Below are 14,439 nucleotides of genomic sequence, written 5' to 3'. Positions count from 1 at the left end.
TAAAAGGAGAGATAGCATGAGTGAATCTAACAATATTACTTGGCATGATTCAGAAGTGACGAAAGAAGAAAGACAAAATCGTAATGGTCATAAAAGTGCAGTTATTTGGTTTACGGGGTTATCTGGTTCAGGTAAATCGACCGTTTCTGTCGCTTTAGAAAAAGCGCTATTCAATGAAGGAAAGCAAACATATCGTTTAGATGGGGATAATGTGCGTCATGGTCTTAATAAAAATTTAGGATTTAGTCCTGAAGATCGTACTGAAAACATACGCCGTATAGGTGAAGTTGCCAAACTCATGGTTGATGCAGGTTCAATCACTGTGACAGCTTTCATTTCACCGTATAAACAAGATCGCGATAATGTACGCGCGATTCTCAAAGATGATGAATTTATAGAAGTATATACGAAATGTAGTGTTGAAGAATGTGAGAACCGCGATCCTAAAGGATTGTATAAGAGAGCACGCTCTGGAGAAATTCCTGAGTTTACAGGTATTAGCGCCCCTTATGAAGCTCCAGATCATCCAGAAATCATTTTAGATACTGAACATGAATCAATTGATCAATCAGTTGATCGTGTGATTCAATACCTTAAGCAACATCAATATATTTAACTCACAAGCATGTATGTCAATGAACATACATGCTTTATGTTTGAATTGTTATATGTCTATACATATTTTTTATTTTGAAAATCTTTGTTACAATTATAGAAAGCGCTTACAAAATACAAGGGGATTTAGCGAGTATGATGAGGAATGATTTATTGGGGGATGATTAAAATTTTATACATCTGTGTATAGTAATACTTATTAAACCTACGTATGACATAGCGGAGTTAATAAAAGGGGATGTTAAATATGCATGGAGATAATATATGGTTAACGATGATTGGGTTAGCGATCATTGTTTCAATTGTAGGTTTACTCATAGCGAAGAAAATTAGCCCGGTTGTTGGCATGACATTGATACCATGTATCGGTGCAATGATATTGGGGTACAGTGTGGGAGATTTAGTAAAATTCTTTGATAAGGGCTTATAACAAGTTATGAACGTTGTCATAATGTTTATATTTGCCATCATCTTTTTTGGCATTATGACTGATAGTGGATTATTTAAGCCTTTAGTGAAGCGATTGATATTAATGACGAGAGGTAATGTGATTATTGTTTGTGTTATGACTGCGTTAATTGGTTCATTTGCACAATTAGATGGCGCTGGGGCAGTGACTTTCCTACTTTCAATACCAGCATTGCTTCCATTATATAAAGCGCTAAATATGAATAAATACCTACTAATATTATTACTTGCATTAAGTGCAGCAATTATGAACATGGTTCCGTGGGGTGGACCTATGGCACGTGTGGCAACAGTATTGAAAGTGAAAAGTGTGAATGAATTATGGTATGGTCTGATTCCAATTCAAATTATTGGATTCGTCCTCGTAATCATCTTCGCAGTATACTTAGGATTTCGTGAAAAGAAACTTATTAAGAAGGCGATAGAAAAAGGCGAAGTAGAAGAAACGCAAGATGTAGATATACATAGATTAGTTAATATTTATGAACGTGAACAAGATATTAAGTTTCCAGTTAAAGGCCGTGCTAGGAATAATCCTTATATTATATGGATAAATGTAGTATTAACGATTTTAGTTATCGTCATCATGTTAGCAAATCTAGCGCCACCAGAGTTTGCTTTCATGATAGGCACTTCACTCGCACTAATTATCAACTATAAAAGTGTTGATGAACAAATGGATCGATTAAAGGCTCATGCTCCTAATGCCTTAATGATGGCGGCAGTCATTATTGCAGCTGGAATGTTCTTAGGTGTTCTTAATGAAACGGGTATGCTTAAAGCGATTGCTACTGATTTTATTAAGATTATTCCAGATGCAGTAGGTCCATATTTGCATATCATTGTTGGAATATTCGGTGTGCCGTTAGATTTATTAACAAGTACGGATGCATATTACTTTGCTGTTTTACCTATTGTTGAACAAACTGCTAGTCAATTTCATGTTTCAGCTGTTTCTACAGCATATGCAATGGTGATAGGTAATATTATTGGTACATTCGTAAGTCCGTTTTCACCAGCATTATGGTTAGCCATTGGACTTGCTGAAGCGAATATGGGTACTTACATTAAGTATGCATTCTTTTGGATTTGGGGATTTGCTATTGTGCTACTACTCATCGCAGTACTTATGGGCGTCGTTACTGTTTAGATTTTAATTAAATCATATACTTAGTGTGAAGGCGCTATCACAGAAGGGATGAAACGAAGTTTTCATCCCTTTTTCAATGAAATAATTTACTCTAAAAATTATCAGATAAATTACAACAACTGTAACAACGATGTTGATTAAATCGCTATAACTACTGTCATGAAAGTGGTTTAAATTGTGTAAAATTGACACACGTTTTTTACAAGAGGGCGTTACATTATTATGATTCATTTACAAAGTATTAACATTGTACACAAACGGTTGTGTGTCTGTTACAGTGTTTCTTGTCGTTAATTAACGAAGAAAAAATTAAACTTAAATGTTAAAGATAATTGAAGGTAGCCACGAGATAGTTAAAAGATTTACCCAAATTATAGGAGGATATTAAAATGAAAAAAATCGCTACAGCTACAATCGCTACAGCAGGTATTGCAACATTTGGAATCATGCAACACGATGCAGATGCAGCGGAAAATAACAATAATGGATATAACCCTAACGATCCTTATTCTTACAGCTACACTTATACAATCGATCAACAAGGTAACTATCATTACGATTGGAAAGGTAACTGGAGTCCACAACAAGCTCAACAAGGAAACAACTCTAACTACTCAAATGCTAACCAAAGTACACAAAGCTACAATTCATACAATAACTACAATAATTATAGAACAAATAACCAAACTCAAAGCTACAACTCAAATAATGGTGGAGGTTTAGGTGCAAATTATTCAACTTCTGATAGAAACGTTAAAGTAACAACTCAATCAGCACCAACTCAAAAATCTTCAAGCAATGCATCAGCTGCATTCGCAGGTCAAACATCTTCAGGTTCAAACCTATACACTTCAGGTCAATGTACTTACTATGTTTATGACAAAGTTGGCGGCAAAATCAGCTCAACTTGGGGCAACGCTAACAACTGGGCTAACGCAGCAGCATCATCAGGTTACACTGTAAACAATACACCTAAACAAGGTGCAATCATGCAAACTTCACAAGGTGCATTCGGTCACGTTGCATACGTTGAGAACGTAAATAATGACGGTTCAGTAAAAGTATCTGAAATGAACTATAACGGTGGACCTGGAGTTGTATCTACTCGTACAATCTCAGCAAGCCAAGCTGGCGCTTATAACTACATTTCATAATCGAGTGACTAGAAATATTTTTAGTACTGAAGCCATGAACTTAAACGGTTCATGGCTTTTTTATATAGATAAGAAACTTTATACATATAAAGAGTTAAGTCAATGATTATGTGATTGAAGTTATTTTAAAAGGGAAATTTAAAAATAAAGAGATTAGAGTTGAGCTATTTTTAGCTTTAAGGAAGGTGAAGTAACATGGAATTTAACATTTGGATGTGGATTATTTTAGCAGTTATTATCATTGTCACTATAGCTGTTATTCTTATATTAACAGTTGGTTCAGTTTATGAAGAACGTGCTTACGATAAACGTTCAAAAGAAGAAAAACGTAAAAACACAGAAAAGAACCTTCAAATGGCAAAAGGTCACACAGATGAAGAAAGTGAAAAGAGTGAAGCACCACACCATCAAACTGAAGATAAAGCACATCATTCAGTAGATAATGAAAAAGTTGAAGAACGGTTTAAAGACAAAGATAGATAAGTAGAATATTTTTTATTCATAAGGCTCTGACATGTAGATGATAATCACACATGTTAGAGTTTTCTAATTGTTCGCAATAAAGTGCCCTTTCTACATATAGTTCATGAAACGTTAAAATCTTTTTGACACTTTCGTTAACGTCTAAGTTATCGATTGTAATACTATATATAGTGTTATATTTTGTAAATAGATACCATATATAGAAAAAGGTGATAATATGACTGCTTTAGAACAATCATTAACACGATTGATAACAAAAGACCCGACAATATTAAATGAAAATGCAAATAAAGATAGTAATACTTTCTCTACAATGAGAGATTTAACAGCTGGAACTGTATCTAAATCATATGCACTAGAAAATCTACTTCCAAAACACGTAGCTAAAGCACATTTATCTGGAGATATACATTTCCATGATTTAGACTACCATCCTTTTCAACCATTAACGAATTGTTGTCTAATTGATGCTAAAGATATGTTAGAAAATGGCTTTGAAATAGGTAATGCACATGTGACCTCCCCTAAATCAATACAAACCGCATCTGCACAACTTGTTCAAATTATCGCAAACGTATCAAGCAGCCAATATGGTGGTTGTACAGTTGACCGCGTAGATGAATTATTAAGTACATATGCTAAATTAAATGCAGAACATCATCGTGAAATGGCACAACAATATGTCCAACCGGATAAAATAGAATCTTACGTAGAGCAACAAGTGACTAAAGATATCGGCGATGCCATCGAAAGTTTGGAATACGAAATTAATACACTTTATACCTCCAACGGTCAAACGCCATTTGTAACATTAGGATTTGGTTTAGGTACAGATGAACTTAGTCGCAAAATACAACAAGCTATTTTACGTACGCGTATTAAAGGACTGGGTAAAGACCGTATGACAGCTATTTTCCCGAAACTTGTCTTCTCAATTAAAAAGGGTACTAACTTTAGCCCAGATGATCCCAATTACGATATTAAACAACTCGCGCTTGAGTGTTCAACGAAACGTATGTATCCTGACATCTTAAATTATGACAAAATCGTTGAGCTTTTGGGTGATTTTAAAGCGCCAATGGGTTGCCGTTCATTCTTACCTAGTTGGAAAGATGCAACAGGAAACTTTGAAAATAATGGCCGCTGTAACTTAGGCGTTGTCACATTGAATATCCCAAGAATTGCAATAGAATCTAATGGTGATATGGCCAAGTTTTGGGAGTTATTTGATCAAAAAATGCAATTGATGCATGATGCATTAGTTTATAGAATTAAACGCTTAAAAGATGCAATACCTAATAACGCGCCAATTCTTTATAAAAGTGGTGCTTTTAAATACAAATTAAACGCTTCTGAAAATGTAGAAGAACTGTTTAAACACCAACGTGCGACGATTTCAATGGGTTACATTGGCTTATATGAAGCCGCAACAATGTTTTACGGTCCTGATTGGGAGGATAATATTGAAGCTAAAACATTTACATTAGATATTCTAAGAGAAATGAAATATTATCAGAATGCATGGACTAACCAATATGATATTTGGTTTAGTATTTATAGTACGCCAAGCGAATCTTTGACCGACCGATTTTGTCGCTTAGATAAAGAGCGCTTTGGTGAAATACCTGATATTACCGATAAAGGATACTACCAGAATTCCTTCCATTATGATGTGCGTAAAGATGTAACACCTTTCGAGAAGTTAGATTTTGAAAAGGATTACCCTTACTATGCAAGTGGTGGTTTCATTCATTATTGTGAATATCCTAAACTTAATCACAACATTAAAGCGTTAGAGGCAGTGTGGGATTATTCTTATGATAAAGTTGGCTATTTAGGAACGAATATTCCTATTGATCATTGTTACAAGTGTGATTATGATGGTGATTTTGAAACTACTGAAAATGGTTATAAATGTCCGAACTGTGGAAATAGCGATCCTAAGACCGTCGATGTCGTGAAAAGAACATGTGGTTATTTAGGAAATCCAGTACAACGACCAGTAATAGAAGGACGTCAAAAAGAAATTTGTGCAAGAGTTAAACATATGAAGGAACCACGTTCATGAGCATGTTAGACATTAAAACAGGACAAAATCACATTGCTAAAATTGAAAGTCATAGCTTTGTGGATGGCGAGGGTGTACGTTGTAGTGTATATGTATCAGGATGTCCTTTTCAATGTAAAAAGTGCTATAACGAAAAAGCACAGATTTTTAAATATGGTGAAACATTTTCTGAAGATATCTTGCAAGAAATACTTGAAAATTGTGCCCCCTCATATATTTCTGGAATCAGTATTTTGGGTGGAGAGCCTTTTTGCAATTTGAATATATCTTTAAAGATTGCACGAGCGTTTAGAGAGAGATTTGGTTACAGTAAAACGATTTGGATATGGACTGGCTTTCTATTCGAATATTTGAAACATCAAACGGATGAACGACGAGAATTACTTGAACTTACTGATATTTTGGTTGATGGACTATTTATGTATCAGCTATATAAACCCAATTTACCTTATAAAGGCTCTCTTAACCAACGCGTGATAGACGTTCAAGATTCTTTGCGTAGCCATGGGATTATTGAATATGTGTAATAATGAAGCGGGTGATAACACTCGCTTCAGTTTATTTCATAATCTAAAATGTTAAAAGAGATATTAATCACTAAAGTAGGAAAAATGATAATACCTAATCAAATTTAAAGTGATAATAAATAATATTCTACCTATATATATACTATTTACATCTTTAAGTGATAAAATATTAATGTATACAAAATTTGTTCACCAAGTTTAAGGAGATCTTCTCATGGTTTTATTTATCATAGAAATCATAATAATGATTCTTGCGATATTATTAGGTCTTAGAACAGCTGGCGCACTTGGATGTGGTATCTTTGCGATTGTGGCTCAGTTAATAATGATATTTATCTTTCGATTACCTCCAGGTTCAGCTCCTGTTACAGCAGTTTTAATTATCTTATCTATTGGTATCGCAGGCGGAACTCTTCAAGCAACAGGTGGTATTGATTATCTCGTTTATATTGCTTCGCGTGTGATTGAACGCTTTCCAAAATCGATTATATTTATTGCTCCGATGATTGTTTTCCTTTTCGTCTTTGGTATAGGTACGGCTAATATAGCTTTATCCTTAGAACCTATTATTGCAAAAACGGCGCAGAAGGCACATATACAACCTAAGAGAGCCTTAACTGCATCAGTTTTAACTGCAAATTTAGCACTGCTTTGTAGCCCTGCAGCTTCAGCTACCGCATATATCATTTCAGTTTTAGCAGGATATCATATATCGATGGGTAAGTATTTAAGTATCGTTTTACCAACTGCTCTTATTAGTATGTTGCTACTTAGTATTTTTTGTACTTTTGTAGGGCGTAAAGAGAAAGTACATGATTCATCTGAGCGTTTAGTTCAAATGCCGGAGGACGAGCTTGAAAATCAATTTTCAGGAAAAGTAAAAATAGGCGTGCTAAGCTTTCTATTATGTGTGTTAGGCATCTTAACATTTGGTATATTCCCACATCTTATGCCTACATTCGATGTTAATGGAAAGACAGTCAAAGTAGAAATGACTGAGATAGTACAATTCTTTATGTATTTAAGTTCAGCAATTAATTTACTATTAGTCAAAATTAACACATCAGATATTTTAACTTCTCATATTACGCAATCAGCAACGGGAGCTTTATTTGCTGTGCTTGGACCGGGTTGGTTAGGTGCAACAATCTTTAATGCGCCACAAAATTTAAAAATATTAAAAAATGATATCGGACAAACGATTAGCCAAGTTCCATGGTTAGTCATTATATTGGTTTCCATTGTAGCGATGATTGTAATATCTCAAACTGCCACTGCATCGATTATGGTGCCGATCGTTATGAGTTTAGGCATTCCACCTATTTATTTCGTAGCCATGGTACAAACATTGAACGTTAACTTCGTGATACCAGCTCAACCTACATTACTATTTGCTGTGGAGTTAGATGAAACAGGCAGAACGAGACCAACCAGCTTCGCCGTCCCAGGATTCTTTGTGATTACTGTATCTATCATCATTGGGTTCACTATTAAAGCACTATTAGGTTATTAAAAATTAAATCATTCTCTACGGTTTACATAAACTACTTTTCAATGAAATTGGAAAGTAGTTTTTCTTTTGTATAAGGAATTATTTCTTTAAGAGTCGAAGTTTTGAAAATAAATAAATATTCTTTGAATGCGTATTTTTATGCATAATCAACATTCTGTAAAATTCGTTTATTTTGTTAAATTTTAATTTAACACTGTTGTCATAGTCATTTTAAATGAGCATTAAAATGCCTCAAACTATATAAATATTCACTATAACGGTTAAAAATCTTTGTATGTAATTTGCATTATTATTAAAACTTCGTTATTGTCTTTTTTGTGAATCAATAAATATTGAGCGTAATTGAACACACGATTCATAAAAATAATATTAGGGGGATCACAATTGAAAAAGGAAAAAGTTATGGACTGGACGACCTTCATAGGCGTAGTCATAGTATTACTTTTTGCCGTTATACCTATGATGGTTTTTCCGAAAGCAAGTGAAACAATCATCACAGACATCAATAGTGCCATTTCTAATTCAATTGGTTCTGTGTATTTATTTATGGGACTGGCAATCTTTTGTTTCGTTCTTTACATAGCGTTTGGTAAATACGGCAATGTCACATTAGGGAAAGCAAGTGACAAGCCAGAATTTAATAATTTCACATGGGCTGCGATGCTATTTTGTGCGGGTATCGGCTCAGATATCTTGTATTGGGGTGTGATTGAGTGGGCGTTTTACTACCAAGTCCCACCTAATGGCGCAAAACCAATGTCAGATGAAGCACTTCAATATGCGACACAGTATGGTATGTTCCACTGGGGCCCTATTGCATGGGCTATCTATGTATTACCAGCACTACCAATCGGTTATCTTGTGTTCGTTAAGAAACAACCGATTTATAAAATTAGTCAAGCTTGTCGACCTATTTTAAAAGGTCAAACTGATAAATTTATCGGTAAAGTTGTAGATATATTATTTATATTTGGTTTACTTGGAGGTGCCGCTACGTCATTAGCACTTGGTGTGCCAATGATTTCAGCTGGTGTTGAGAAGTTAACTGGTTTAGATGGAACTAATATGGTGTTACGTTCAATCATCTTATTAACCATTACAGTTATATTCGCAATTAGTTCTTATACTGGATTGAAAAAAGGTATCCAAAAATTAAGTGACGTCAACGTGTGGTTATCATTCATATTACTAGCGTTCGTGTTTATCGTTGGTCCAACAGTGTTTATTATGGAAACAACGGTAACTGGGTTCGGTAACATGTTAAGAGATTTCTTCCACATGGCGACTTGGATGGAACCATTTGGCGGTATTCATGGTCGTAAGGAAACTCATTTCCCTCAAGATTGGACAATTTTCTATTGGTCTTGGTGGTTAGTATATGCACCGTTCATCGGTTTATTTATCGCCCGCATTTCTAAAGGTCGTACACTTAAAGAAGTAGTATTAGGTACAATGTGTTACGGTACATTAGGATGTGTATTATTCTTCGGTATTTTTGGTAACTATGCAGTTTACCTACAAATTACTGGACAATTTAATGTTATTAATTATTTAAATAGTCATGGTACTGAAGCAACAATTATTGAAGTAATGCATCAGTTACCATTCCCAACAATTACAATTATTTTATTCTTAATCTCAGCATTCTTATTCTTAGCAACAACATTTGACTCTGGTTCTTATATCCTAGCAGCTGCATCACAGAAAAAAGTTATCGGGGAACCTTTAAGAGCCAATCGTTTATTCTGGGCATTCGCATTATGTTTACTTCCATTCTCACTCATGTTAGTGGGTGGCGAGAGAGCACTTCAAGTATTGAAAACAGCATCAATATTGGCCAGTGTACCTTTACTCGTCATTTTCACCTTTATGATGATTTCCTTCCTCATCATACTGGGTCGAGATCGAATAAAACTTGAAACACGTGCAGATAAATTGAAAGAAGTTGAACGACGATCACTTCGAATCGTTCAAGTCAAAGAAGAACCAGAAGACGATAATTTATAAATACTAATTCAAAAAAGCCAAGGGATATTCACGTTTAAATACGTTTGAATATCCCTTGGCTTTTTTACGTTATAATTTAAATTTAATTTTATTCATTTTCATGTTCAGGAATAGGGAAGTATTTGAATATTTCTCCAGATTCCAATGACTCGCTTAATTGTTCTAACCATTCATAATATATTTTTGAATGATCTAATTGAGCTTTAACATTTAACGCATTTTCTTTTGCTTCTTCATCTAAATTTTCTTTTGCTTCTTCATCTAAATTTTCTTTGTTTAATAGTGGGTTGATGATCTTTTCGGCATCTTTAATTGCTTCCATGTTAGTATCGATTTCTCGTTCCCATTTTCTTGTAAAGAAGTTTCTAAAGAAATTAAAGAAGTCTTTCTCTGCGATAAAATGTTGCTTACGACTTCCGCGTGTAAATTGTTGTTTAACAATGTCGTATTCTTGAAGTTTCTTTACACCTGAACTCATACTTGGTTTACTCATTTGTAGTTGTTGACGCATCTCATCTAGTGTCATGCTGCCTTCAAAAACCATGATGCCATATAAATTGCCGACGCTACGATTAATACCATACAAATCCATCGTTTCTCCAATAGAGTTTATCACTAAATCTTTCGCTTGTTCGACTTGGTGCGCGTCATTATTCGTACGTGTCATCACTGCACCTCCAATTCTAATATTCAATTTTTTTACCACGTCAATTAAGTTAAATAACTTAAAATTGAAAATTTTACATGCCAAACTATTATAAAACCTTTTTACAAAAATTAAAATTAATTTATCAAATTAAAGTTGTAAGTAAGGAGAATAATGTTAAGTTTGGATATTTACTTGTGTATTACAAATGTATTTTAAGAAATTGACACGTTTTCAATACCTATGCTAACATAAATTTGTAAAATTCGTTAAATAAAAATTTAACAAACTTAACGGAGGTTGTTTTGATGGAACTTGTAGATAAATTATCAAACCGTCAGTATATCGATGGTGAATGGGTTGAAAGTTCAAATAAAAATACAAGAGATATTATAAATCCTTATAATCAAGAAGTTATCTTTACAGTAGCTGAGGGGACTAAAGAAGATACGGAAAGAGCAATTTTAGCTGCAAGAAGATCATTTGAAGAGGGCGAATGGTCACTTGAAACAAGTGAAGTTAGAGGTAAAAAAGTAAGAGCCATCGCAGATAAAATTAAAGAAAATAGAGAAGAATTAGCTAAACTTGAAACATTAGATACTGGTAAGACATTAGAAGAATCTTATGCAGATATGGATGATATTCATAATGTATTCATGTATTTCGCAGGATTAGCTGATAAAGATGGTGGCGAAATCATTAATACGCCAATCCCAAATTCTGAAAGTAAAGTTATCAAAGAACCTATCGGTGTAGTTACACAAATCACACCTTGGAATTATCCTTTACTTCAAGCATCATGGAAGATTGCACCTGCATTAGCTACAGGTTGTTCTTTAGTTATGAAACCTAGTGAAATTACACCATTAACAACAATTCGTGTATTTGAATTAATGGAAGAGGTTGGTTTCCCTAAAGGTACAATCAACTTAATTCTAGGTGCAGGTTCAGAAGTTGGCGACGTTATGTCTGGCCATGAAGAAGTTGACTTAGTATCATTCACAGGCGGTATTGAAACAGGTAAACACATCATGAAACAAGCTGCTGACAATGTAACTGAAGTTGCTTTAGAACTTGGTGGTAAGAATCCAAACATCATTTTTGACGATGCAGACTTTGAATTAGCAGTGGATCAAGCGCTAAATGGTGGTTATTTCCACGCAGGTCAAGTTTGCTCTGCAGGTTCTAGAATTTTAGTTCATAACGATATTAAAGATAAGTTTGAAAAGGCACTGATCGACCGTGTAAGTAAAATTAAAATTGGTAATGGTTTCGATCAAGACACTGAAATGGGACCAGTTATTTCAACTGCACATCGTGAGAAAATTGAAAATTACATGGAAGTTGCTAAACAAGATGGCGCTACAATTGCTATCGGTGGTAAACGTCCTGAACGTGAAGATTTACAAGCAGGTTTATTCTTTGAACCTACTGTTATCACAGATTGTGATACATCAATGCGTATTGTTCAGGAAGAGGTCTTTGGACCAGTCGTAACTGTTGAAGGTTTCTCAGATGAAGAAGAAGCAATTCGTTTAGCTAACGATTCAATCTATGGATTAGCTGGTGCGGTATTCACTAAAGATATTGGTAAAGCACAACGTGTAGCTAACAAATTAAAATTAGGTACCGTTTGGATTAATGATTTCCATCCTTATTTCGCTCAAGCGCCATGGGGAGGTTATAAACAATCAGGTATCGGTAGAGAACTTGGTAAAGAAGGACTTGAAGAATACTTGATTACTAAACACATCTTAACAAACACGAATCCAGAACCAGTGAATTGGTTTAGTAAATAATTCTTCCATTTGAAAAAGTATGCTGATTTAATTTTCGAAATTAAAAAATATTCATTGCGAGTGAGCGCTTAGAAAAACATAATGGCGCTCACTTCAATATGTAAAACCTTTTAAGAAAGAGATGTTGAAAAACAAAGAAAACTATCAATTTTGGAGGTCGAATTTGATGAGTAGAAAACATGATTCATATGATTACATCATTATTGGTGGCGGAAGCGCAGGTTCAGTACTAGGTGCCCGTCTATCTGAAGATAAAGATAAAAATGTATTAGTATTGGAAGCTGGACGTAGTGACTATTTCTGGGATTTATTTATTCAAATGCCCGCAGCATTAATGTTCCCATCTGGTAACCCATTCTATGACTGGAGATATCAAACTGAAGAAGAACCTCATATGGGACGTAAAGTTGACCATGCTAGAGGTAAAGTGCTTGGTGGATCAAGCTCAATTAACGGTATGATTTATCAAAGAGGTAACCCAATGGACTATGAAGGCTGGGCAGAGCCAGAAGGTATGGATACATGGGACTTCGCTCACTGCTTACCATATTTTAAAAAGTTAGAAACAACTTATGGTGCGTCACCTTATGATAAAGTACGTGGACATAACGGACCGGTTAAATTAAAACGTGGACCTGCTACAAATCCATTATTTAAATCATTCTTTAATGCAGGTGTTGAAGCGGGATATCATAAAACACCAGATGTAAATGGCTTTAGACAAGAAGGATTTGGTCCATTCGATAGTCAAGTTCATCATGGTCGCCGTATGTCAGCATCTAGAGCGTATTTACGCCCAGCAATGAGACGTAGAAATCTAGACGTAGAGACACGTGCATTCGTTACGAAACTTAATTTCGATGATAACAATAGTAAAAAGGTAACAGGCGTCACTTATAAGAAAAATGGTAAAGAACAAACGGTTAAAGCTAACGAAGTCATCTTATCAGGCGGTGCGTTCAACACACCTCAATTATTACAATTATCTGGTATAGGTGATTCAGAGTTCTTAAAATCTAAAGGCATAGAGCCACGTATGCACTTACCAGGTGTGGGTGAAAACTTTGAGGATCACTTAGAAGTATACATTCAACATAAATGTAAACAACCTGTATCATTACAACCAAGTCTTGATGTAAAACGTATGCCGTTTATCGGTTTACAATGGATCTTTGCACGTAAAGGTGCCGCAGCATCTAACCACTTCGAAGGTGGCGCATTTGTAAGATCAAATGATGAAGTGGATTATCCTAACTTAATGTTCCACTTCTTACCTATAGCTGTACGTTATGATGGCCAAAAAGCACCTGTTGCGCATGGTTATCAAGTTCACGTAGGTCCAATGTATTCAAATTCAAGAGGTAGCTTGAAAATTAAATCTAAAGATCCATTTGAAAAACCAAGTATCGTGTTTAACTACTTATCAACTAAAGAAGATGAACGCGAGTGGGTAGAAGCAATTCGTGTTGCACGTAATATTCTTAAACAAAAAGCTATGGATCCATTTAATGGTGGAGAAATATCACCAGGACCAGAAGTACAAACTGATGAAGAAATTCTAGATTGGGTACGTAAGGATGGCGAAACAGCATTACACCCATCTTGTAGTGCTAAAATGGGCCCTTCTTCAGACCCTATGGCTGTTGTAGATCCATTAACTATGAAAGTTCATGGCATGGAAAACTTACGTGTCGTAGATGCATCAGCAATGCCACGTACAACAAATGGTAATATTCATGCTCCAGTTTTAATGTTAGCTGAAAAAGCAGCAGACATTATTCGTGGTAGACAACCATTAGAACCTCAATATGTAGATTACTATAAACATGGTGTTCATGATGAGAAAGCTGGCGCAATGGAAGACGATCCATTTTATCAATATTAATCGAACTAAGTTCGTCAATTAAATGAACAAAAGCTATTCTATAATTAGCGAAGCCTTTAAGTGAATTGAATTCAAATTCATTTAAAGGCTTTTTATTTATGTTTTGGTAATTCATTTTCTATTA

10 protein-coding genes and 1 pseudogene are annotated in these 14,439 nt (G+C 34.8%); 10 read left to right on the top strand and 1 reads right to left on the bottom strand.

The features are described 5' to 3' along the window. Positions 1 to 16 precede the first annotated feature (16 nt). The 8 genes and pseudogenes from cysC to CM54_RS08500 all read left to right on the top strand — a co-directional run bounded on the left by cysC (position 17) and on the right by CM54_RS08500 (position 9,985). A complete protein-coding gene (cysC, locus tag CM54_RS08535) occupies positions 17 to 616 on the top strand; it encodes an adenylyl-sulfate kinase (RefSeq protein ID WP_037550629.1) in 600 nt (199 codons plus the stop codon). A gap of 246 nt (positions 617 to 862) precedes the next feature. Next, positions 863 to 2,233 (top strand): annotated as a pseudogene (locus CM54_RS08530) (CitMHS family transporter). Positions 2,234 to 2,622: 389 nt separating this feature from the next. Continuing rightward, complete coding sequence (locus CM54_RS08525) at positions 2,623 to 3,387, top strand: CHAP domain-containing protein (RefSeq protein WP_002436224.1); 765 nt, start codon at positions 2,623 to 2,625, stop codon at positions 3,385 to 3,387. A 195-nt stretch (positions 3,388 to 3,582) separates the two neighbouring features. Further along, the gene (locus CM54_RS08520; RefSeq protein ID WP_030059182.1) at positions 3,583 to 3,870 is read left to right on the top strand and encodes a hypothetical protein; all 288 of its coding nucleotides are present in this window, start codon (positions 3,583 to 3,585) and stop codon (positions 3,868 to 3,870) included. Positions 3,871 to 4,087: 217 nt separating this feature from the next. Beyond that, on the top strand, positions 4,088 to 5,938 hold the full coding sequence (gene nrdD / locus CM54_RS08515; protein ID WP_023351049.1) for an anaerobic ribonucleoside-triphosphate reductase: 1,851 nt from the start codon (positions 4,088 to 4,090) through the stop codon (positions 5,936 to 5,938). Then, positions 5,935 to 6,465, top strand: coding sequence for an anaerobic ribonucleoside-triphosphate reductase activating protein (nrdG, locus tag CM54_RS08510; RefSeq protein WP_030059181.1), 531 nt, complete (start codon positions 5,935 to 5,937; stop codon positions 6,463 to 6,465). Before nrdD ends, nrdG begins: the two co-directional genes overlap by 4 nt. A 214-nt stretch (positions 6,466 to 6,679) precedes the next feature. Continuing rightward, positions 6,680 to 7,978 carry an anaerobic C4-dicarboxylate transporter family protein gene (locus CM54_RS08505; protein WP_002436174.1) on the top strand — a complete coding sequence of 433 codons (1,299 nt, stop codon included), beginning with the start codon at positions 6,680 to 6,682 and terminating at the stop codon, positions 7,976 to 7,978. Between the two features lie 384 nt (positions 7,979 to 8,362). Next, entirely contained in the window at positions 8,363 to 9,985 is a 1,623-nt protein-coding gene (locus CM54_RS08500; protein ID WP_002469734.1) for a BCCT family transporter, read from the top strand. 88 nt (positions 9,986 to 10,073) lie between these two features. Here CM54_RS08500 and cudC read toward each other — a convergent pair whose 3' ends face one another. Beyond that, positions 10,074 to 10,652, bottom strand: a complete 579-nt coding sequence (gene cudC, locus CM54_RS08495; RefSeq protein ID WP_037550624.1) for a choline uptake/conversion transcriptional regulator CudC — start codon at positions 10,650 to 10,652, stop codon at positions 10,074 to 10,076. 287 nt (positions 10,653 to 10,939) lie between these two features. Between cudC and betB the strand changes: the two genes are divergently transcribed. Both betB and betA read left to right on the top strand, forming a co-directional pair. Continuing rightward, positions 10,940 to 12,430: a betaine-aldehyde dehydrogenase gene (gene betB / locus CM54_RS08490; protein WP_023351054.1), complete on the top strand. Its 1,491-nt coding sequence runs from the start codon at positions 10,940 to 10,942 to the stop codon at positions 12,428 to 12,430. A gap of 166 nt (positions 12,431 to 12,596) precedes the next feature. Beyond that, entirely contained in the window at positions 12,597 to 14,315 is a 1,719-nt protein-coding gene (gene betA, locus CM54_RS08485; RefSeq protein WP_002432573.1) for a choline dehydrogenase, read from the top strand. The last annotated feature ends 124 nt before the right edge of the window (positions 14,316 to 14,439 follow it).

Source organism: Staphylococcus sp. TE8 (assembly GCF_000692055.1).
GTDB lineage: Bacteria > Bacillota > Bacilli > Staphylococcales > Staphylococcaceae > Staphylococcus > Staphylococcus capitis.
Note: the sequence above shows the minus strand (reverse complement) of the source record. Positions and strands in the feature narration are given on the sequence as shown.